The sequence below is a fragment of the Pseudoxanthomonas sp. 134C1 genome (genome assembly GCF_057773065.1).
The window spans coordinates 155,290-175,365 of the sequence record NZ_JBYMTH010000008.1; the positions used below are offsets into that span (position 1 = coordinate 155,290).

The 20,076-nt window shown below is 63.0% G+C and carries 25 protein-coding genes; 12 read left to right on the top strand and 13 right to left on the bottom strand.

Translation table 11 applies throughout. The features are described 5' to 3' along the window. Positions 1-780: 780 nt before the first annotated feature. From AC3DEZ_RS15245 to AC3DEZ_RS15255, 3 genes are all read right to left on the bottom strand, one after another. A complete protein-coding gene (locus tag AC3DEZ_RS15245; RefSeq protein WP_488388966.1) occupies positions 781-2,883 on the bottom strand; it encodes a peptidase domain-containing ABC transporter in 2,103 nt (700 codons plus the stop codon). 308 nt (positions 2,884-3,191) lie between these two features. Next, complete coding sequence (locus tag AC3DEZ_RS15250; RefSeq protein WP_488388967.1) at positions 3,192-3,386, bottom strand: hypothetical protein; 195 nt, start codon at positions 3,384-3,386, stop codon at positions 3,192-3,194. Positions 3,387-3,653: 267 nt separating this feature from the next. Continuing rightward, complete coding sequence (locus tag AC3DEZ_RS15255; RefSeq protein ID WP_488388968.1) at positions 3,654-4,910, bottom strand: HlyD family secretion protein; 1,257 nt, start codon at positions 4,908-4,910, stop codon at positions 3,654-3,656. 327 nt (positions 4,911-5,237) lie between these two features. Here AC3DEZ_RS15255 and AC3DEZ_RS15260 point away from each other — a divergent pair, with 327 nt between their 5' ends. Further along, a complete protein-coding gene (locus AC3DEZ_RS15260; protein ID WP_488388969.1) occupies positions 5,238-5,894 on the top strand; it encodes a CPBP family intramembrane glutamic endopeptidase in 657 nt (218 codons plus the stop codon). Here the strand turns inward: AC3DEZ_RS15260 and AC3DEZ_RS15265 are convergent. From AC3DEZ_RS15265 to AC3DEZ_RS15275, 3 genes are all read right to left on the bottom strand, one after another. After that, on the bottom strand, positions 5,891-6,610 hold the full coding sequence (locus AC3DEZ_RS15265) for a Fic family protein (protein ID WP_488388970.1): 720 nt from the start codon (positions 6,608-6,610) through the stop codon (positions 5,891-5,893). The genes AC3DEZ_RS15260 and AC3DEZ_RS15265 overlap by 4 nt on opposite strands. 119 nt (positions 6,611-6,729) lie before the next feature. Beyond that, positions 6,730-7,173, bottom strand: a complete 444-nt coding sequence (locus AC3DEZ_RS15270) for a hypothetical protein (protein ID WP_488388971.1) — start codon at positions 7,171-7,173, stop codon at positions 6,730-6,732. A gap of 264 nt (positions 7,174-7,437) precedes the next feature. Continuing rightward, the gene (locus AC3DEZ_RS15275) at positions 7,438-8,202 is read right to left on the bottom strand and encodes a hypothetical protein (protein ID WP_488388972.1); all 765 of its coding nucleotides are present in this window, start codon (positions 8,200-8,202) and stop codon (positions 7,438-7,440) included. A 310-nt stretch (positions 8,203-8,512) separates the two neighbouring features. Between AC3DEZ_RS15275 and AC3DEZ_RS15280 the strand changes: the two genes are divergently transcribed. From AC3DEZ_RS15280 to AC3DEZ_RS15300, 5 genes are all read left to right on the top strand, one after another. Further along, on the top strand, positions 8,513-8,809 hold the full coding sequence (locus AC3DEZ_RS15280) for a hypothetical protein (protein WP_488388973.1): 297 nt from the start codon (positions 8,513-8,515) through the stop codon (positions 8,807-8,809). 77 nt (positions 8,810-8,886) lie between these two features. Further along, complete coding sequence (locus tag AC3DEZ_RS15285; RefSeq protein WP_488388974.1) at positions 8,887-9,666, top strand: hypothetical protein; 780 nt, start codon at positions 8,887-8,889, stop codon at positions 9,664-9,666. 34 nt (positions 9,667-9,700) lie between these two features. Next, the gene (locus AC3DEZ_RS15290; protein ID WP_488388975.1) at positions 9,701-9,829 is read left to right on the top strand and encodes a hypothetical protein; all 129 of its coding nucleotides are present in this window, start codon (positions 9,701-9,703) and stop codon (positions 9,827-9,829) included. A gap of 318 nt (positions 9,830-10,147) precedes the next feature. Continuing rightward, positions 10,148-11,092 (top strand): hypothetical protein, encoded by a 945-nt coding sequence (locus tag AC3DEZ_RS15295; protein ID WP_488388976.1) that lies wholly within the window; start codon positions 10,148-10,150, stop codon positions 11,090-11,092. A gap of 138 nt (positions 11,093-11,230) precedes the next feature. Then, the gene (locus AC3DEZ_RS15300; protein WP_488388977.1) at positions 11,231-11,641 is read left to right on the top strand and encodes a hypothetical protein; all 411 of its coding nucleotides are present in this window, start codon (positions 11,231-11,233) and stop codon (positions 11,639-11,641) included. Positions 11,642-11,689: 48 nt separating this feature from the next. On the opposite strand, the gene AC3DEZ_RS15305 is transcribed toward AC3DEZ_RS15300, so the two are convergent. The 5 genes from AC3DEZ_RS15305 to AC3DEZ_RS15325 form a co-directional block, all read right to left on the bottom strand. Beyond that, positions 11,690-11,953 carry a DUF6522 family protein gene (locus tag AC3DEZ_RS15305; RefSeq protein WP_447104602.1) on the bottom strand — a complete coding sequence of 88 codons (264 nt, stop codon included), beginning with the start codon at positions 11,951-11,953 and terminating at the stop codon, positions 11,690-11,692. 119 nt (positions 11,954-12,072) lie between these two features. Continuing rightward, a complete protein-coding gene (locus tag AC3DEZ_RS15310) occupies positions 12,073-12,513 on the bottom strand; it encodes a DUF2231 domain-containing protein (RefSeq protein ID WP_488388978.1) in 441 nt (146 codons plus the stop codon). Then, positions 12,510-12,854: a hypothetical protein gene (locus AC3DEZ_RS15315; protein WP_488388979.1), complete on the bottom strand. Its 345-nt coding sequence runs from the start codon at positions 12,852-12,854 to the stop codon at positions 12,510-12,512. Before AC3DEZ_RS15315 ends, AC3DEZ_RS15310 begins: the two co-directional genes overlap by 4 nt. A 9-nt stretch (positions 12,855-12,863) precedes the next feature. Beyond that, positions 12,864-13,607, bottom strand: a complete 744-nt coding sequence (locus AC3DEZ_RS15320; RefSeq protein ID WP_488388980.1) for an RNA polymerase sigma factor — start codon at positions 13,605-13,607, stop codon at positions 12,864-12,866. 193 nt (positions 13,608-13,800) lie between these two features. Then, positions 13,801-14,169: a VOC family protein gene (locus tag AC3DEZ_RS15325; RefSeq protein WP_488388981.1), complete on the bottom strand. Its 369-nt coding sequence runs from the start codon at positions 14,167-14,169 to the stop codon at positions 13,801-13,803. Positions 14,170-14,320: 151 nt separating this feature from the next. On the opposite strand from AC3DEZ_RS15325, the gene AC3DEZ_RS15330 reads away from it, so the two are divergent. From AC3DEZ_RS15330 to AC3DEZ_RS15340, 3 genes are all read left to right on the top strand, one after another. Beyond that, complete coding sequence (locus tag AC3DEZ_RS15330; protein WP_488388982.1) at positions 14,321-15,163, top strand: N-acyl homoserine lactonase family protein; 843 nt, start codon at positions 14,321-14,323, stop codon at positions 15,161-15,163. Positions 15,164-15,303: 140 nt separating this feature from the next. After that, complete coding sequence (locus AC3DEZ_RS15335; protein WP_488388983.1) at positions 15,304-15,510, top strand: hypothetical protein; 207 nt, start codon at positions 15,304-15,306, stop codon at positions 15,508-15,510. A 40-nt stretch (positions 15,511-15,550) separates the two neighbouring features. Further along, complete coding sequence (locus AC3DEZ_RS15340) at positions 15,551-15,952, top strand: hypothetical protein (RefSeq protein ID WP_488388984.1); 402 nt, start codon at positions 15,551-15,553, stop codon at positions 15,950-15,952. 34 nt (positions 15,953-15,986) lie between these two features. Here AC3DEZ_RS15340 and AC3DEZ_RS15345 read toward each other — a convergent pair whose 3' ends face one another. Next, positions 15,987-16,550, bottom strand: coding sequence for a cytochrome b (locus AC3DEZ_RS15345; protein WP_488388985.1), 564 nt, complete (start codon positions 16,548-16,550; stop codon positions 15,987-15,989). Further along, positions 16,547-17,644, bottom strand: a complete 1,098-nt coding sequence (locus tag AC3DEZ_RS15350) for a catalase family peroxidase (protein ID WP_488388986.1) — start codon at positions 17,642-17,644, stop codon at positions 16,547-16,549. Before AC3DEZ_RS15350 ends, AC3DEZ_RS15345 begins: the two co-directional genes overlap by 4 nt. A gap of 137 nt (positions 17,645-17,781) precedes the next feature. Here AC3DEZ_RS15350 and AC3DEZ_RS15355 point away from each other — a divergent pair, with 137 nt between their 5' ends. The 3 genes from AC3DEZ_RS15355 to AC3DEZ_RS15365 all read left to right on the top strand — a co-directional run bounded on the left by AC3DEZ_RS15355 (position 17,782) and on the right by AC3DEZ_RS15365 (position 20,038). Beyond that, positions 17,782-18,291, top strand: coding sequence for an RNA polymerase sigma factor (locus tag AC3DEZ_RS15355; protein WP_488388987.1), 510 nt, complete (start codon positions 17,782-17,784; stop codon positions 18,289-18,291). Next, positions 18,288-19,028, top strand: a complete 741-nt coding sequence (locus tag AC3DEZ_RS15360; protein WP_488388988.1) for an anti-sigma factor family protein — start codon at positions 18,288-18,290, stop codon at positions 19,026-19,028. The genes AC3DEZ_RS15355 and AC3DEZ_RS15360 overlap by 4 nt, the downstream gene beginning before the upstream one ends. A 380-nt stretch (positions 19,029-19,408) precedes the next feature. Beyond that, entirely contained in the window at positions 19,409-20,038 is a 630-nt protein-coding gene (locus AC3DEZ_RS15365; RefSeq protein WP_488388989.1) for an FMN-dependent NADH-azoreductase, read from the top strand. Positions 20,039-20,076: the final 38 nt, after the last annotated feature.

Genomic DNA, 20,076 nt, shown 5'->3' on the forward strand with positions numbered 1-20,076 from the left:
ATTTAAGGTAAGTTCTCGCACTTGCGTTCTCCTTGTGTACGGGGAATTGGATTTAAGACGGTCGTCATCACGCCTGTTCCGGAGCCTCGCTTGAGCCATATCCGGCAAGCGCACCACCGACGGCGCCAATTCCGGCTCCCAACGCTGCGCCCACTGCGGCGCCAACCGGACCTCCCACCATTGCGCCAACAGTGCCGCCAGCGACTGCGCCTCCAGCAGCACCCCCAATCAATCCGCCAACAATGCCGTTGTGGGAAGACCCGTTGTTCCCCTCGCCACCTCCATGAACCGCGTTCAATTCACTCAAGTTGAGCTCACGCATTGCAACATCTCCTTGTTGATTGGCACAGAGTCACTGCGCCTTGGGGGCGAGACAATGCGGCGAAAGAAATTCACTACACATGTACAAAACAAAGTCACCGTCAACGAGAACGCTGTAGACGGAAAGGTACGTATAGAGAATGCAGGCTCCTGTCGAACCAGGAATCTTCCTAAATTGATATCGGAGCTAACTAATCTAAGTTAATGGAGGGAATTTTGGGTTTATGAAAGAGCTGAGAATACAAGTGCGGATGGTGATCGCAAACGCTTGGCCGTCATCCGGTCATTGAAGAAATTGGCAGCATTCACATGCGTCATTGCGGCCTGAGGAATGCCGAAATGACGAGTAAGGTTGTTGTGGGCCGGCGGCCCTCTTGTTCGACCTAACATATGGTTTAGTGGCTTGATGCCAAGGACGATGCGCTGATCATGTATGGATGGAGATGGAGATCCCCATGATCAGTGACGTGGGTTATGGACATCCATTGCCACCATTGAAGGTGTGTGTTCGCTCACTATTCGTCCATCCACCATCATCAGGACCCGGTCAGCGCTGTTGATGGTCTCGGGCCTGTGGGCAACGATGACTTTGGTTAGGTCCAACTGCTGGACGGCTGCGTTCACGAATCGCTCTTTCGCTACATCCAGATGGCTGGTGGCCTCGTCCAGAAACAGGAGTCTGGGCTGCCGATACAGCGCACGCGCAAGAATGAGTCGCTGCTTCTGGCCGCCGGACAGTGAGCTGCCCATGTCACCGATCAGGCTGTGATAGCCCATGGGCATGGCGGAGATTTCCTCGTGTACCGCGGCCAACCGGGCGGCGGCTTCGATCCGCGCCGGTTCGTAGTCCGGGTCAAAGAAGCTGATGTTGTCGGCGATACTGCCGGCGAACAGTTGATCGTCCTGCATCACCGTGCCGATGAGCGGGCGGATGTTGCGCGGACCGACCTGATGCAGATCGAGGCCGCCGATGCGGATACTTCCCGAGTCCGGCTTCAACAGACCCAGCATCAGCTTCACCAGTGTGGTCTTGCCACAACCGGATGCCCCTACGATCGCGACGGACTCGCCCGGATCAATGATGAGACTGCAATCCTTGATGACCCAGGGTTCGCCTTCGGCATAGCGGAAGGAAATGTTGTCGACAACGATGTTGGGTGAGTTCACCGGAAGTGATTCTGGGAATGCCCCATCTTCCTCCGGCTCACTCAACACAATGTCGGCCAGGCGCTCGCCATGCAGGCGCAGCATCCTGAACTCGATCCATTTGTCGACAAGCGCACCCATGCGCCCTGCGAACTGGTCCTTGTATGCCAGATAGGCGATCAGCATGCCAACGGAGAAGACGTTCTGAATCGCCAATATCGCGCCAATCCAGATAACGGCGATGCGCTCGACACCGAATGCCAGCTGGCTTGCGCCGCTGAAACAAAGCCCAATTCTTGCCAGTTTCACTTCCTGGTTGACCGTGTCGCTCATCAAGTTCTGGTAGGTCGAGCGCCGCAGAGGTTCCTGCCCGGCTACCTTGAGGCTCTGCATGCCTCGCAGGGACTCAAGCAGATGGGTCTGTTGCTTGGCGGCCGCCACCAATTGCTGTTCGGTGCGGTCGCGAACGGGGCGATAGGAGACGACGCGTATTCCCAGATACAGCGCCACCGCCAACAGGGTGATCAGTGCGAGTTTCCAACTGTAGAGCAGCATCATGCCCAGAGTCACCATCGCCATCAGACCATCAATGATGGCCTCGATGAAGCTGGTGGTCAGGGTGCGCTGGATGGATTGCACCGAGGACAGGCGGGAGGTGATATCGCCCAGATGCCGCTTTTCGAAGTAGCCCAGGGGTAGTCGCAGGAGATGTGCGAATACGTTCCCCATCCATTGCAGTCCCAGACGGGAAGAAAGGTATATGACTGCCCATCCCCGTAATAGTCCGATGGCAATCTGGAGCAGCATCGCCAGGCCGAATCCCAAACCCAACACCACCAACAGGTCGCGGTCCGCCGAGACAAGTGTCTGATCGACCACCCACTGCATGAAGAATGGAGCCAGTACCACGAACACCTGCAGCGCCATGGACAGCAATAGGATCTGCGCCAAAGCGCGCCATAGGCCCGTGATCGAGCCGGTCAATTGCCGAGCGGTGACAGTGCGCGTCGACTTTTCAGGCTTGAAGTCCGTGTTCGGGGTAAGCTCGAGTGCGATGCCGGTGAAGTGCCGGGAGACCTCGGAGAGAGACAATCTCCGCTCTCCGATAGCGGGATCCAGAATGATGACTTTCGAACTTCCGACCTTGGACAGAACCACGAAATGATTTAGATCCCAATGCAGAATGCATGGCAGCTTCAGCTTTTCGAGGTCTTCCAAATCAAGTCGCAGAGGACGGCTTGAGAAGCCGAGCTGCTGGGCGATATGAATAAGCTGATCGAGCTTTGCGCCTTTGAGTGAAAGAGGAAAGCGACGGCGAATCTCGCATAGACTGACGTGGAAGTCGTATCTTCCAGCTATCATTGCCAGTGATGCAAGGCCGCACTCTGCGGCCTCTGACTGAAGGACGACCTTCATGGGGAATTGCCCAGACTGGCGTATGCGTGTTGGGACTGGTTTGTTTCAGCTTCGCAAGACATCAGGTACGTGAAGGGTTTGAATGGGAATGGGGCCTTCTGCTCTTGAAGACAATTGCGACAACAAGAAAAGAGCCAAGTGAGAACGCGATTCCAAAGGCGTTTGACGATTGGAACGACGACTTGAAGTTCATGGCCCCTGCCAAGATTGTGTAGAGGGTGACCCAGATGATTCCGGTTCTGCTCATGGAAGACCTCATGCTCGTGTGAACAGGTGCCACCCGGATGGGTGGCACCTCCCTTGTATTTCTAGAGCGCATCCCAGATGCCGTCCGCGAGGCCTCTTCCGAAGTCGGATATGTCATCCAGTAGGGTATCTACTGCCTCGGCAACCTCGTTGAGCGCATTGATGGCGGAGGCGGCAGCCATGGCGGCTGAGCTTCCACCTGCAGGTTGAGTGGATCCGGAAACGTACGCAAATTCCGTGGGGTTCAACACTCTCATGCATTTCTCCTCATGAAGAAGTGACAGCGATGATGGGTGCCAGGGCGACAAGCCCCGCGACAATCAGGACGGCTTGTGCCGTCTTCACGATGGCCCCTCCGGCTTTGTGCCCAGCTTCATAGGAAGCTTTGCTTCCGCCTGATACCTCATGAACCTCGATTGCGGTCAACGTTCTCATTTTTTAGCCTCGTTATTGGCGCTTTCTCAGCGCTTCTTCCACAGCCGTCCGGAATTGGGCGGCCAGGCACATCGAAGACCGTGTTCCAGTCATTGCCAGAACACGGTTCCTCGAATTGAGTAGAGAGGTTCCAGAACCCACTCGATGAGACTTCGCTTCTCACCCAGCACATCGGCATCAAGCAGCATTCCGGGTTTGAGAGATTCAGGCTTGCCGTAGGCGGTGATGGCTTGCCGGTCCAGTGCAACGCTGACGCGATAGAGGGGTTCATTGGTGGATTCACCCACGCCAGTCGCATCGCCGCTCACCGCGCTCCGGCTTATCCGGCTGACGCGCCCGCGATGTTGGCCGAACTTCTGATAGGGATAGGCCTGATAGCGGAGCAGAACCTGATCGCCGGGCTCGATGAAACCGATGGCACGACTGGGGACCCACAGCTCGGCTTCCAGCGTGCCGTCGCCGGGGAGTACGTTCATGAGTGGTTGGTTGGCCTGTACGGCCTGGCCGGGCTTGAACCACTGGGCGGCGACCATGCCGGTGACGGGGGCGGTGATGGCCAGCTCGCTTCGGGCCTGGGTTTCCAGACCTTCCTGTTCCAGCAGCGCGAGGTCGCGCTGGAACGTGGCTTCGCTGGTGCGTCGTTGTCCGGGGAGTTCGTGTGCGGCTTGCTCGAGCTGGGCAATCAGCCGACGGGTCGTGATGGCCTGCCGTTGCAGGTTCTGCATTTCCCCGGTCAGGGCCAGCACGGTGGATTCCTGCTGCTTGATCTGCAGGAGGCTGACATAGCGGTCTTCCTCCAGTCCGCGCAGTCGATCCAGGGTTTCCTGGGCCAACCGGATCTGCGCTTTCCGGGTGGTGATTTCAGCCTGGATCTGACCCAGTTCCCGCCGCGCGGTCATGCGCTGTCCGGAAAGGCCTCCGGCCTGCGCGTCCAGCTGTTCCCGCTGGGCGGCACGGGTCGAATGCAGGCCTTCGGTGCGGCGGCGCAGCCGATTCTCCAGTGCAACGAGGGTGTCGCCACTGGCGACCGTGGCGCGGGGCATGGAGACCACCGCAATCGTCTGGCCGGCCCGGGCATGGCCGCCTTCGGGAATGTCGACGCGGGAGACGATGCCGGTGGCTGGCGAAAGGACCGTCGCCATGCCCCGCACCGGCACCAGCTGGCCGACCACGCGCGAGCGGCGTGTATAGGTGCCGAAGACAAGGAACAAAACGATGGCCAGCGCTGCGGCGCTCGCGAATGCGGTCAGGACCCACAGGCGGAGGGGTTGGGTGAGGGAGATGCTGCCCAGCCAACCCGACCGCTTTGCGTCCAGCACTTCCTTGCGAAACAGATCCTGCGACATGGTGTCGGCCACCGGAGAAGTCGTGACGAAACAGTTACCCGGTTGCCGCGTTCAAGTCGACTAACTTTGAGCGTTCTCCGAACAGTGTTTCTTCTTTCACAAGTAGGCGAATCCATTGCCGACTACCCCAAGTGGCTCGATATCACGCTCTTGTCGATATTGCCGAGTGGCGTGGACATACGTTGCGACGGTGGGAGGTGCAGGCCCACAATGGCCAGTGCGGGAGGGTACATCGCCGCGTGCAGCGCTACCGGTACGGCGGAGCGGAGTGGTGGACAGGTTGTCGCGCCGTGATGTGATCCGAGGGAGCGAGGGGATGAGGACGCAATGACGGCAGTGTCTCGACGGATCGAGTTCTGGGTGGTGGTGACCGTGGCCTTCGGCTACTTCATCTACGGCAGCCTGTGGGCGCTGTGGGTCGCGCAGCCCACGGACGATCTGGCGTTGAGCGATGCCAGCATGATCGGGGTGGTCGTGGTGGAGCTCGTGCTGTTCTCGCTGTTGGCGCCATTGTTGTGGTGGCGCGGATGGCGGCCGGAAGTCCTGGGGCTCGGATTCACCTGGCGGGACGTGGGCACGGGCTGCGCGCTGTTCCTGGCGTGCGTCATTGCTTCTTCATTGCTGATGACGGGTCTGGCCCTGCTGGCGGGGGGCATGGGGTCGCTGTGGGAGCGGATGGAGGGCGCGCCGCTGTCGATGCTGGCCATCCTGGCACTGTCGATCGTCAATCCGATTTTCGAGAAAGTGTTCGTCTGCGGCTATGTTATCCGCGCACTGGAGCGCACCCGCGGCACCGCGTTCGCAGTCAACGCCAGCGTCGCCCTCCGCGTGTCCTACCATCTCTATCAGGGTGCCATCGGTGCGCTGGGCGTGGTGGTGGCTGGCTTGATCCTGGGCTGGTGGTTTGCCTGGCACCGCCTTCTTGAAGTACGTATCCAAATCTGCCCTGGAACGCGGCGAGCGCCGCCAAACAGCGGTTTCTAGATGCGGATGTTCGCGTTCAGTCTGGAGCGGATGTTCATTAGCGCTGACAATTCAGCGTCAGAAGGATAGTTATCTGCGCGGTTGCATGAGATTGCTTGAATATCATCAGCAAACATGGAATCTGCAAGCAGAAGGCTGTCCCTGAAGAGATCCCCAAAGGGGGTAAAGTCACCCAGCCTGGCGATTTTTGCTGTGGCATGGAACATGGAGCCACGATTCCTGTGCATAAGGGCAAGTCCGAGAATGGCAGGGGGAGATTTCTCCTCGAGCACACTGGCACAGGCGCCGAAGAAGAATCTGGCAGTTCGTCCATTACCGTCTGTGAAAGGACGAATGGTCAAGAAGGACAAATAGAACGAAAGTGCAAGGGACAACGAAGAGTACGGACCGGGCGATGTGGTCATGTACGCATGGAAGTATCGGATTAGCGCAGAAAATGCTGCCGCTGCGCGACGTGAATCCGGTGGAAGGAAGTCGCGGCTAAAGACATTGTCAGTGTGAATGAGGATATCTTGCCGTCTCAGCTCCAGATCCATGCGGGTGAACTTCCTCCCTTCCCTTGAAAAGAATGAAGGTTTGGATGATCCGACCCAGCGCCTCATCGAAATGATGATGTTTTCCGGGTCCTGCCCTGTGGTGCTGACGAGATCAGAAAGATACGCCTGCTCGGAACGCAAGCTGTCATGTCCGTAGAGAGGATGCAGTAGTTGGAGCATGCGCCGCCAGTTCGCGAACTCTCCACTGGGTCTGCACGGCTGTCTGGCAGACTGGGAGTGCATGGAAGACATCCATGCGTCGGAAGCGGAGAACTGAATCCCGTGGCGGGGGACCGGAGTCAATTGGGACGGAGCTTTGCTGGACGTTCGTGTGCGTAACTTTTGTAGAGCTCCGCCGCACGCTTGTCTATTCCATAGTGATCCATGGCCCCAATCCCCGGAAACCGGTCGTAGAGGACATCAGATGCTCTTCGGTCCCCCAGCATGTAAGCAACCCTGAGCAAGGCTGCGCCCTCGATCATATCGCTCCTGGAGCGGATTGAGGATGTTCCGTAATAAGCATAAATACTGCCTTGCTCCGCCGCCTCAACGAGCTCCGACAGGCCGTGCATATCACCCTTAGCGGCTATCCTTTCTCCATGAACCGCTTTCGCTGCCAAAGAGCCGCCCTTGGCAATTCGACCCAGTTGGTCGTCAGACAGGTTGTTCCAGGCGTCCAGATCGGTCGGAGACGGATAGCCGTGAGTGATCAGCCAGACAGCCTCTTGTTCGGACGAGGCCATCAAAGGATTGGATGCGCATTCTTCTCGCTCGCAAAGATATTCCCGTGCCTTCTCCCGCAGGGGCGACAGGTTTCCGGGAACGGGATGAGTGGAGTTGGGGGCACCAGTCTCCAATGAGACCGGAAGTTCATTCGCCGATTCCGAGGACGCTGTCGTGGGACTCGCGGGGAGGGGGATCTCAGGCTTGGCACGCCAATACAGCGCACCGGCTGCGACAGCCGCGACTACCAGAAAGAGGGAGAGACGAAATTTTGACATTCGATGTTATCTCGGAACATTGCATTTCTGTTGTTCTACGCTATACCACCAGGTCGAGCAGATGGCATCGCTGGTGACTTTGTCGTATCTGGACCTTACCGAGTTTCCAGGAGACAGCCAGTTGATGAGCGTGCTGGGTATTCCTAGGTCAGACAGCTCGAGTCCTTCCTTTTTTGTCCATTGAATGAACCATTCACTGATATTCATGGTTCCATTTGACTCGGCGGAGATGCGATCGAGCGCTTGCAGGCACTTGAGTTCAGCTTTGCTTATGTTTCCCATCAGCATGCTTCCCTTGTCATATTGATGCTGCTTTTCGCATGCCATGGAGACCATGCGCTGCATCGTCGCCATCGTGTCTTTGGAAGAAACCACGCGGGTCGCGAAACTGCGGGTCTGCGTAGACAGTGCGCTCTTGGCCAAGGCCCTGGCATCCGGGCTGACATGAGGTTGACGCTCGATATAGAAGAGTAGATGAAGAATGCCTCCTCCACTGGGAAGAGAGTCTCGTCCGTAGTCGTAACCCTTTGGGAAGGGTATGGGATTGGGGCAAGAAGGAGGCTTTGTGTTCTGGAGGTACTGGCAAGAAGGAGCGGGGTCTGGCGTAGGGGAACCGGTTGAACTGCCTCCACCCCAGCCTCCGCCGTTGCCGGCTCCCGGCCCTCCGAACCCCGGTCCGGGGACTGGTGTAACTGTGCAGCCGCTGGTGTTGCAGAAGCTGGCGGCCTTGGATGCTTCCACCACGCAGCCAAGTCCCAAAAGCGATGCCACCAGTGCGCCGAGTATCCTGGCTCCAGATCTGGCTGATTCCTCGCAAACCTGGGGCTTGCGCCACGATGATTCCAACACCTGCTCCCCCTTGATTCACCGTTGCGTGTCCTAATCCTGAGTGGGGAGGTGAATCTATGGGCATAGGAATTTTACTGAGATTTTCTTTGGCAGGTATGTCACGCGAAGTCTATGCAAGGACGTTCTTGTTCGAAATCTCGTCAGCGTTCCAGGCAGTGACACGGGTATGATTTTTTGACGGAACATCCATGAAACGACTCTGCGCCACACTCCTGTTCCTCTTGCTGAGCACTTGCTCGGCAGGTACGCCAATCCAGGTCATCAACCGGTCGCAGACCCGCTGCATGACGTCCGGGTTTCCGGCGCCGGCTTTTCCGTCCCGGTCGCGCATGTGCTGGCGCCGGGGGAGATCCGCACGGTCCGGGTGGACCCGCGCGAAGAGTCCGGAATCGCCGTATCCTTCCGGGCAGGGGAACGCGGGTTTGCCTTGCCGGAGCAGGGGTATTTCGAGGAGACCGGCCCGTATAGCGTTAGCGTCGTGGTGCAACCGGACCATCCGGTTTCGGTGAGCACGAAAATTGGTTTCTGAGACCGCTTGGCCGGTTGCTGCAGGACAATGTGTTTTCGTGGGGATATCGAACCGGACGCGTTTGAAAGGGAGATCACATGCGGCACAACCTGTTTGTCATTCTGCTGGCGCTGGCAAGCCTGACGGCATCCGCCGATGAGCCTGCGTTCAAGCCCCTGACGCCCGCCGAACAATCCGTGGCATTGCAGTCGGCTTCGACGACCGGCGAGGCGTTGTACCGGCACGACCAAGCGGCCTGGCACGCGACCGACGCGCTGATGGCGCTCTGGAAGAACTCGCCGGATTCCCGTGTCGACGGCTGGATAACGCAGGAAGCGGAAGGGGGGATTGCCGTTGTTTTCGTGGACCGGACGCCGGAAGCGCTGTACCGGGTCACGGTATCCGATGCGGGCGTGGCCGGCCCGATCAACGTACTGGCCGCTCCAGAGCCGTTGAATGCCTATGAGGCCGGGGCGGCCGCCGCACGCGCGGTGGCGGCGGACGCGCGCTTCGAACGGTGCGGCGAGCGCTATAACACCATTACGCTGCCGGCCACCGACGACACGAGCGAATGGACGGTCTACCTGATTCCTGGCACGACCACGTACGAGGATCTACCGGTGGGCGGCGCCCAGCGGGTGAGCGTGAAGGATGGAAAAATCGTCGCGCAGCGCGGATACAGCCGCAGTTGCATCGTGCTGAAGAATGATCCCAAGGCCGTGGGACTCATGATCACGCACCTGCTGGATCCGGCCCCCACAGAAATCCACGTCTTCTGGAGCTTGTGGGCCAAGAAGACGTTCTATGTGATGACGCCGCCTGATGGCGCCATGTGGAAGTTGGACGGCAAGACCATCCACGCGATGGACAAGGACTGAGGGCGTCATGGGCCCCATTGGCCGGGAAACCCAGATGATTCTGCTGGGCAGCGGGGTGCATGCGCTGGGGCGCTGCTACCGGGAAGGGGAGTGGGTAATCGTTCTACGCAATATGGCCTACGGGGATGGCCTGGTGATGTTCATCACCAGCGCAATGGCGTGATGGGCGCCTGCCTGATCGTCAGCCGTGTGCGCCATCTCCAGCAGCGGTGAGGTGACGGGGCGCGGCCACAGGCATGAATGGGAGCACGGTCCGAAGTAGAACAGACCTTCGTTCCGAGGCAATCAAACGCGGGCACATCAGAAAGGGAGGAGGTCTGGTATGGCGAAGCATGGAGTGAGCATCAAGCGGTCCCTGGTCGCGGCGCTGGCGGTCGCGGTCATCGGGCCTGCACTGGCACACAAGCTGGCAACGCAATCGACCGCGGAAGAACGGCGGCTGGCGGGAATCACTTCCGGCACCATGGCAAGCGTGGAACGGATGCTGGCGCGGCTGTCGGTATCCGCCTTCACCGAGCCGGTCCACGAGGAGATCACCAACCGCATCTATGGCTGCAATGGCGACATCTGCAGCGGAAGCGTGGCGACCGCAGCGCCTGTTCCCGTGCTGGCGGGGGTCCGCTGGAATGATGATCCGCCTTTCCGGATGTCGCTCCAACAGGCGCGCGGGATCAGCTGCAAGATGCGGGAAACCATCCGCTTCGAGACCCAGCCGAGTTGCTGGGTAGGTCTCTTCCTGGATGCCAACAAGGGAGCGGCCGCCGGCAAGGTGTACGGTCCGGGCGATGCGATGCTGTATCGCTCCCACTTTGGCGATCTCCAGTACCTGCATGCGATGGCGAGCAGGAACGGCGAACCCGCTGCACAGACCAGGACGCGGTTGATGGGCTGGTTCGAGTTCACCTGGCGCGCGGCACGTGGCGAGTACGATCTGGAAACGCGCCTGAAGGAGATCCGGATTCCGACCATCCAGGAAGGCTATGGGCGCGGGGAATGGCGCCTGCTTGATCTGTATACGCAAGGTGCCAGCGGGGGGCTGCGCCGCTACGTGGATGACGTGGCATTCGGGTCGCTGCTGCATACGTTGCAGGACAGCTATGCGGAAGGCCATGTGGACCGGGAGGACAGCAGCGGAATCCGGCAGTGCTCCGTGCGGGGACTGTCTGTCGCGGCGCCCGGCAACATTCTGGAATTCCACGCGTACAACCAGCAGGATCATGGCAAGCATGCGGACGCGGATTCACGTGCCGCCTTCATGCGCGGGTATCAGGAAGCGGGAGATGTGGTCGAAGTGGGACGCCTGCTGGTCAAGGCGCGCGACCAGAACGTGCCCTGGGAGGAGATGGCCCCCTTCTTCGATTGCGTATTTGCCTTGCAGCGTCCTGATGCGCCCGCCGGACCGGGGGATTTCGTGACGGAGTCGTAAGTACAGAGGAAGTCGACTGACCGTTGAAGGCCACGTATGGCAGGAGCTCCTGGCGATCGGAGACAATTCGGATTGTCCGTAGCATGGCTCCATGCCATGTATGGATACATCCGCATGCTTTCGACACAAGGACTGATCATGAATCACCGCAACTTCCCCGCCGCCCTCGCGACCGCCCTGCTGCTGATCGCCGGCACCGTCTCCGCGCAGGACGCACCCGCGGCACCCGCTGCGCAGTCGGATGAGGAGATGACGGCGAAGATGGCCTACGAGATGAGCCGCAATACGCGCGGGGCGGTGGAGTACTGCATCGGGAAGGGTTATCTGACCGCGGAGAGCCGCCGCCACGCGCAGTTGCTGGTGGACCTGATGCAGCCGATGGCGCCGGAAGGCCATGACGGCGACGCCGTGGAGCAGTTGGGCAAGGAAGGCAAGGTGATGGTCGAAGGCGTGGCCCAGCCGCTGTCGTCGGCGCCGATGGGCGAGGCGCAATGGTGCAAGGACATGGGCGCCGGCATGGAGGCGGGCGCGGCGCAGTTCGGCGGCTGATGCCGTCATTCCGGCGCTGACCCGGGAAGCGTCAGGCGTCGGAGGCGCTCACGGCGTGGCGGGCGTGTCGAGAATCCGCCCCTGCGCATCGACCACGAAGCGCGCGCGACGGCCGTCGTGATAGAAGCTGACCCGCCAGGTGCCTTCGTCCTCGCCGGTGCCGCGCTCGCACAGCAGGGTGATCTTCCCGGCGTCCATCAACTGGCGGAACCTCGCCACGTCCAGGTCCAGTTCGCGGGCCACCGCCGCGCCGTCGACTTCAATCGGCGTGTCGTTGCGGGCGGGATGGAAGGACAGGGGGAGGGTGGTCATGGGCAGCTCCGGGCGAGACATATTGTCGCCCGGAGAAGCGGCCGCGGGTCTTGACCTGCATCAAGGCCGGCCGCCAGCCGTGTTTGTGGCGCGACCGCGGAAGGCCTCGCGCGTGCGACTTACGCGTGCGACTTATCGGTCTCCTCGCGCCGGACGCCCACGCTATGCGTGTAGACCAGGGTGCCGCCCAGCCAGCCGGTCGCGCACAGGGCCAGGAAACCGATGACGCTCAGGCCCAGCGCCATCGTGCCGGGCGCGTGCAGGGTTTTGCCGTGCACGCGCAGCATCAGGCTGGCGGTGTAGCAACTCCAGGTGATGAGCGCCATCAACAGATGGCGGTTGGCGACACGCAGCGCTGGGCTGTCGTTGGGAATCTTCATGAGTTCGACGAATCCCGCCGCCATCGTGGCGAGCGCGCTGATCGCGCCGATGAGCAGCAGGCCGCCGGCACATTGCCAGGCCGGTTCGCCCCACCACCGGCCGCCGATATCGGCGAGCGTCGCCAGCGTCCAGCAGGCGATGGGGAAATGCACCAGCGCGGGATGCAGCGGATGTTTCATATCGCCAGCACGGCGCTCAGCAGGGTGAGGAAACCAACGACGGCGACACCGGCGTGCACGAACACCACCGCCTTGGGCGCGACCCGGCCGCGCAGGTGGAGGGAGGCCAGGAAGAAACCGCCAAGCGCGGCGAGGATGAGGATGGCGAGGGCGGCGGTGACGCGCGCGGAGGCGCCGCCCTGGACGACGGTGAGGATCAGCAGGATCAACCCGCTGGCGCCGAGCAGGGCGTGCAGGATGGAAATCGCCCACGGGGCGAGATGGCCGCGCAGCACGCGGCTGGCCAGGAACAGGCCGCCCACGGCGGCGATGGCGAAAACGATCAGGGCGGTGGTCAACATGGGAGGCTCCTATCGGGTGGTGGGCGCGCCATCGGCGTCGCCGGAAGGGGAGGGTCCCGGCGGCGACGCTTCCAGCTGCTTCAGCACCGCGTCGGTCATGCGGTCGCAGCGGGACCCCAGGAAGGGAAAGGCGTCGGTGAGCGTCGTCGCCAGGGTGTTCTGCAGCGCGGCGCGCAGTTGCCGGCGGGCGCGGTACAGGCGGGTCTTCACGGTTTCCTCGCGCAGGTCGAGCGCGGCGGCGGTTTCCTCCACCGTGCATTCCTCGATTTCGCGCAGGACAAACACGATGCGGAACGGTTCGGGCAGATCGTCGATGGCGTGTTCGACCAGGGCGCGGATCTGCGCGCGGGTGGCGGCCGCGGCGGGGTCTTCGTGGCCGAAGCGCGCGGGGAAGACCAGTACGCGATCTTCATGCTGCGCGGCTTCGAGTTGCGCGATGTCCACGGTGGCGCGACGCTGGCGCAGGCGCCCGTAGGCGGCATTGAGGACGATGCGGGTCAGCCAGGTGAGCAGCGAGGCCTCGCCGCGGAAACCGTCGATTCTCTCGTAGGCGTGCACGTAGGCCTCCTGGACCACGTCCTCGGCTTCGGCGTCGTCGTTGACCACGCCGCGCGCGACCCGGAACAGACGCTGGTTGCAGCGCCGCATGATCTGGCGGAAGGCCTCGCGGTCGCCGCGCCGGACCCGGGCGACCAGGTCGGCATCGTCCAGGGCGGCGTAATCCAGGGCCAGCGGCGTGTGAACAGGGCTCATGCGATCTCCTCTCTTACCCATCGGATGCAGCAGGGGCCGCGAGGTTCCCGCGAGCTGGACACCGGGCAACCCGCGGCAGTCTGCGCCCGCGAACCGGACGGGAGCGTGTTGATCACCACCAGGTCCGGCAAGGCGTGCTCCGGGTCATCCCGGCGGGTCCTTGCATCGGGCGGCGCGGACGGCGGCGGCGCCGCTACAGCGGTTCGCCCAGGTACAACGTATGCCCCTGATCGTCGCGCAGGATGGCCTCGCGGGTGTTCCAGGGCGTCTCGTGCACGTCCTTCACCAGCGCCACGCCCCGGGCCTTGAGACCGGCGGCGAACGCGGCGACGCCGTCGGTTTCCAGGTACAGGTGGAAATGGCCGCCTTCCTCCACCCAGGCGATGGAGGGATCGGGCTCGTCGACCTGCTTGAGGTGGAAGGTCTGCGCGCCGGCGCGGATGCCGACGTAGAAGTCCTCGTAGTTGAACACGATGTGGAAGCCCAGGATTTCGGTATAGAAACGGAGTGACGCGCGCAGGTCGGTGGTACGCAGCTGGGGGATGACACCGGTGATGGACATGACGACCTCCGGAGGTGGCCCGGTTTCGCCGCAAGGTCACGGCGGCCGAGGGTCCACCCTACACCTTCGGCGAGACCGGACCCGACGCCGCGGGGATTGCCCTGCGCCGAGGCATACTTCCCGTCACCGCACCCCATGCCCCGAGGGCTCCGTGAGCGCACGTCTTCGCCGGTTCGTTTTCGCCCTGTTCGCCTTGCCGCTATCCGTGGCCGCCGCCGAACCTTCCACTCCGGTGGACCTGCGCCTGTGGCGGCTGGATTGCGGACAGCTGTGGACCTACAACCTGGACGAGCTTTCGGACACCCGCGCCTACGTGGGGAAGAGCAAGCTGTTCGTCGGCAGTTGCTACCTGATTCGCCACGGCGACGAGTACCTGCTGTGGGACACCGGACTGTCGCGCGAGTATCTGGGCAAGCCGCTCACGCGGGGCAGGGTGGATTCCACCGCGCTGGCGAAAACCGTGGTGGAACAGCTGGCGCGGATCGGCGTGAAGCCGGCGCGGATCTCGAAGGTGGGCATCAGCCACTATCACTTCGACCACATCGGGCAGGCGGCGGAGTTTCCACAGGCCACGCTGCTGATCGGCGCGGGCGACTACGCGGTGCTGGGTACTCCCGGCCACGAGGAACGCACGAAGCGGTTTTCGCCCTGGCTGGGCAAGGATGCGAAAGTGGAGAAGGTGCGCGGGGATCTGGATGTGTTCGGCGACGGCAGCGTGGTGATGCTGGACCTGCCCGGACACACGCCGGGCCACCATGGCCTGCTGGTGAACCTGCCGAAGCGTGGACCGGTGCTGCTGTCCGGTGACGTGGTGCATCTGCACGAGAACCTCGACACCCACGGCGTGCCCTCGTTCAACACCGATCGCGCACAGTCGCTGGCCTCGATGGACCGCTTCGCCAGTCTTGCGAAGAACCTCAAGGCGACGCTGATCATCCAGCACGAGGAAGCGGACGTGGGGAAACTGCCGGTGTTTCCGGAGGCGGCGGAGTAGGGCATGAATGCATGCTGCCGGGAAACCTCATCGCCGTCATCCCGGCGAAAGCCGGGATCCATTGGGTTGTTGCTTGAGTTGGCTGCGTGAACATTGGAAACCGACTTTGACCCAAATGTTGGGGGCAATGGGAGAAATGGATGCTTGAAGGTCGATGGAAGGGAAAAGGACGACTGATGCTGGCGATCTTGTCCGTCTGCATGGCAGTCATTAACTATCTCGTGGATGTCGATGAAGTCGTATGGCTGTGCCTGATCTTGGGCGTCGTATTTTTCACGAGTTGGATCCGGGAAAAGCGTCTGGCTTTGGAGGGGATAACGAAAAATGACGTGTCTTGGAAGGCGTGAAAATACGAAAACAAGACACGGACGTTTGCGGAAGGCATTCGTGCATCGAAGTTTGTTCTTCGCTCTGCTCACCATCACCCCCGCACTCGCTACCGACAAGTCCCTCGAAGGCGCCTGGGAGTTCCAGGGCGGCGAGTACGTCACCGAGGATGGGCAGACGAAGAACTATGCGGAGATGAAGTTCAACGGGCTGAAGGTGCTGGCCGATGGGCGGTTTTCCTTCACCATGCAATCCGGAGACAAGTTCTGGGCGAGTGGTGCCGGCCGGTACGAGGCCGGAGAGGGCCGGTACACCGAGACGCTGACGCAGCGCTCCTTTGCGGCGGAGGACAGTGGCGTCTATTCGTTCCGCTATCGCGTGGACGGCGACATCTGGCGCCTGGAGCGGTGGAAGGACGGCAGGCGGGTCGAATTCGAGGAGTGGAAGAAGGTGCGACCCTGAGAGAGGCGGCAGGCCGCCGCCTCTCCGTGTTTCATCACGCGTCGCCGTCGGGTTCGGCGCGGGTGTTCTTCCGCGTTCCCGCCATGCTCGCGAACACGCCGTCGCGCCGCACCCAGGCGTGGTAAAGCGCCGCCGAAAGATGCAGCAGCACGGTGGCGAACAGCAGGCGCGCCCCCCAGCCGTGGATGTCGCGCAACCAGGCGTAGGTTCCGGGATCCGGCGTCAGCAACGGTGGCAACCGCACGCCCCCGAACAGCACGATCGGATAGTTGCCCGCGGACAGCATGGCCCAGCCGACCAGCGGCATCGCCAGCATCAATCCGTACAGCAGCCAATGCGAGGAAAGCGCGGCAATGGCCTGCCAGCGTGGCAGATCCGCCGGCAGCGGTGGCGGGCGATGGCGCAGGCGATGGATCAGCCGCCAGATCGCCAGCAGCAGGATCGCCGCGCCGAGGGGGCGATGCAGCGCGATCAGCCAGGGGCGCTGCGAGACCGAGGCGACCATCGCCACACCGATGAACAGCATCGCCAGAATCATCAGCGCCATCGTCCAATGCAGGATGCGCGCGACCGGATCGAAGGAAGCGGGGCGGTTCATCGGACACCTCCCTGGCCGCTGGCTTCGGGTGCCTGGCCGCGGCCGATTTCGCGTTCGCGGCGATTGAAGGATTGCGAATACACCGCCGAGCGCGCGGCCAGGATCGGATCGTCCGAGCCGCGGATGCCGGTCGGCAGGATCAACGGATCGTAGTTGATGTCGCGGCACGCGCCGGTGGCCTGCGGCTGCGCGGCGGTCAGCGAGAGGGTGCCGGCGACGACCTGACGCCGGTCTTCGGGCCAGGGCTGCGAGGGATCGTTCACCGGGTCGCCCGGTTCGGCGAGGGTCAGCACGAGATCCCATCGCAGCGGTCCCTGCGCGAGTCGCGCGGCCAGATCCTCGGCGAGGAAATCGGCGTCGGCCTGCTCGCGTTGTCGCGGGCTCAGCGGCGCGAACGGCAGGTGCGGGCGCATCGACCAGCGCACGGCGTGTTCGCCGCCATCCTCGGCGATGAAGCGGAATGCGTTGACGCCGTTGTACTGCGTGTTGCCCCAGCTGTTCGACCACGGCGCCGACTTGGCCCAGGCATGGAACTTGCGCGCTTCCGGATAGCGTTCGACGAAGGCGGCCATGCGCGCGGGATCCGGTTTGCCGGTGGCGGGATCCGGACGCGAGGCCAGCGTCTGCGCGTGGAAACCTTCCGGGGTGGCGACCACGAAGAACGGAAAGCTGTTCATCGCCGTGCGCCATTGCTGGCCGTCGTCAGTGCGCAGCAGCAGCGCCATGCTGCGCACGCGCGCCTGCGCGTCGGCGCCGTGCGGATCACCGCCGCCGATCGACATCCGGCCCAGCACCGGCGTTTCCGCCTGACGGAACAGGCGCGCCGAAGAGAGCGCGGCGGCCTGGCCGGAGCTGCGGAACACGCCGGTCACGCAGACGCCCTTGGCATGGGCGCGTCGGAAGCCCGGGTGCGGCGCACCGCCGGCTTCGATGGCGTTGGTCATGGCGGGAGCGGTCAGGCGGGAGGCGCCGCCCAGCCAGCCGGCGGTCCAGGCGAACAGGGCGGCCAGCGCCGCGGCGATCGCGCCGATGGCCAGCAGCGGCCACCCACGACGAGCGGGGGCCCGGGAAGGCGGCGGGGAAGGACTTTGCACGGCGGGCTCCTGGTGACGGGATTGGGGATAAGACGCCGCGGGCGGCGGATTTATTCCCGAATCTTTTTCCGGAGACGGATGGAATAATCCGGGCCTCGGGTGCGTCTTACCCCACGACCCGTTCCGAAACGATGACGATGGATGCTCCCGACGACCCGCGCCTGAGCGCGCTTCTGCCCCGGCTGCGGCGCTTCGCGCGCTCGCTGGCCGGCGACGGCGCGGACGACATCGTGCAGGCCGCGCTGGAACGCGCGTTGCGACGCTGGGATTCGCGCCGCGATGACGCCGCCCTGCAGGCCTGGCTGTTCGCGATCGTCTACCGGCAGTTCGTCACCGAGCATCGGCGCGCGCGGCGATGGCAGCGGATGCTGGAACTGTTCGGCGCCGAGCCGGTGGAGATGGCGCCCTCGCCCGAACGCATCCACGAGGGACAATCCGTGCTGGCCGCGTTCGCGCGCTTGCCGCCGGATCATCGCGCGCTGTTGCTGCTGGTCAGCGGGGAAGGTTTCAGTTATCGCGAGGCGGCGGACATGCTCGGCCTGCCCATCGGCACGGTGATGTCGCGCCTGTCGCGCGCACGCGAAAGGCTGCGCGCGTTGACCAATGACGGCGCCGCGTCGCCCCGCACCCTGAGGGTACTCAAATGAATCGCTGGTCGCCGACGGAAGAAGATCTGCACGCCTACATCGACGGACGCCTGGCCGCGGATCGCCATGAGGCGGTACGGCAGTGGTTGCGCGAACACCCCGGACAGGCGGCCCGGATCGAGGCGTGGAAGCATGACGCCGAAGCGCTGCGCGCGGGTTGGGCGCGCGACCTGGAGCAGGCCGTGCCGGCCAGCTTGCGGCCGGATCGTCTGCGCGCCGGCCTGCGCCGCCAGCGGCGCGCGCGCCTGGGGCTGGCGGCCAGTTGCCTGCTGGCGCTGGGCATCGGCGGCGTCGCCGGCTGGCAATGGCGGGATATGCGACTGGCTTCCGAGCAATTGCCGATGGCCGATGCGGTGGCCGCGTATCGCCTGTTCGCCAGCGACGGCGAAAGGAGCGCGGGCGACATCGCGCCGGCGGCATTGAAGACGTGGATGCACACGCATTTCGGCGCGGCCGGAGACGTCCCCGACCTGAGCGCGCAGGGGTTCCGCCTGCGAGCGGGGCGGCTGCTGTCCACGCCGGAAGGCGCGGCGGCGATGCTGGTGTATGAGGATGCGGAGGGCGCGCGCATCGGCCTGTACCTGCGACCACGCACGCCGCGCAACACCACCGGCGAACGCCGCGACGGCCGGTTGCTGGCGCAGTACTGGGCCGAGGGCGATACCGCATTCGCGCTGGTCGGGCCGGCCACGCAGGGCAGGATGCGCGAGATCGCGCCGCTGTTGCGGGGTGGGTGAGGGAGGCGGTTTTTCCTGCGCGAAGAGCGAATCCCCCGCGATCCCCCTTTTTTCGCTTTCAACAGCCGAATGGCCGGTCAAGGGAGAAACCAGAATTGCATGGCAATGGAGAATGCTCGTGCTTCAGCCCTCTTCGTAGAAGGGGGCGGGCGCCCGCGAAGCGGGTGACGGGGGATTTGCTTTTGGCGCGAAGGGGCGAATCCCCCTCAATCCCCCTTTTTTAAAAGGGAGAGGCAAGGCGATCATGAGAAAGTGGGTCGGCCGCTCTTCAGCCGCAGAAAGGGAGCAGGCACCTCGAAGTGCGTACTTGTGCGGTGACGGATGCGTTCCCGAGAATGCCGCTCCCCACTCCGCGCGGCGAGCCGCACAAGGATGCTTCCGTGACCCACGTACTTCACATCGGCGCCTCGCCCGGCGGCGCGGATTCCCGCTCGCTTGCCCTCGCCGACGCGTTCCTCGATGCCTGGCGGCAGGCGCATCCCGAAGACACGCAGGAAACGGTGGATGTCTGGAATCTCGAACTCCCCGAGTTCGATGCGTCGATGATCGCCGCCAAGTTCGCGGTGCTGCGCGCGCAGAACGCGACGGCCGGACAGCGGGCGCAGTGGGAGCGCGCCGTGCGCGTCTCGCAACAGTTCAACCGCGCCGACGTCTACGTGTTCAGCGTGCCGATGTGGAACTACGGCCTGCCGTACCGGCTCAAGCACTACATCGACATCGTGACCCTGCCCGGGCAGAACTGGCGCTGGTCGCGCGACGAGGGCTATCAGCCGCTGCTGGGTGGCAAGCGCGCGTTCCTGATGTACTCCAGCGCCGGTGATTTCTCCGAAGGCGCGGTCACCCAGTACGAGGACTTCCAGAAGCCGTACATGCGCCAGTGGCTGCGTTTTCTCGGCATCGAAACGGCGGGCGAGATCGCGCTGGCGCCCACGCTGACGGATCCGGACAACCTGGCGCGGGTGAAGGAGGACGCCATCGGCCGTGCCCGGCGGCTGGCGGTTCAGGGGTGATCGCCGGCGCATCGATCCTGAAATGATCGAATCCGCCA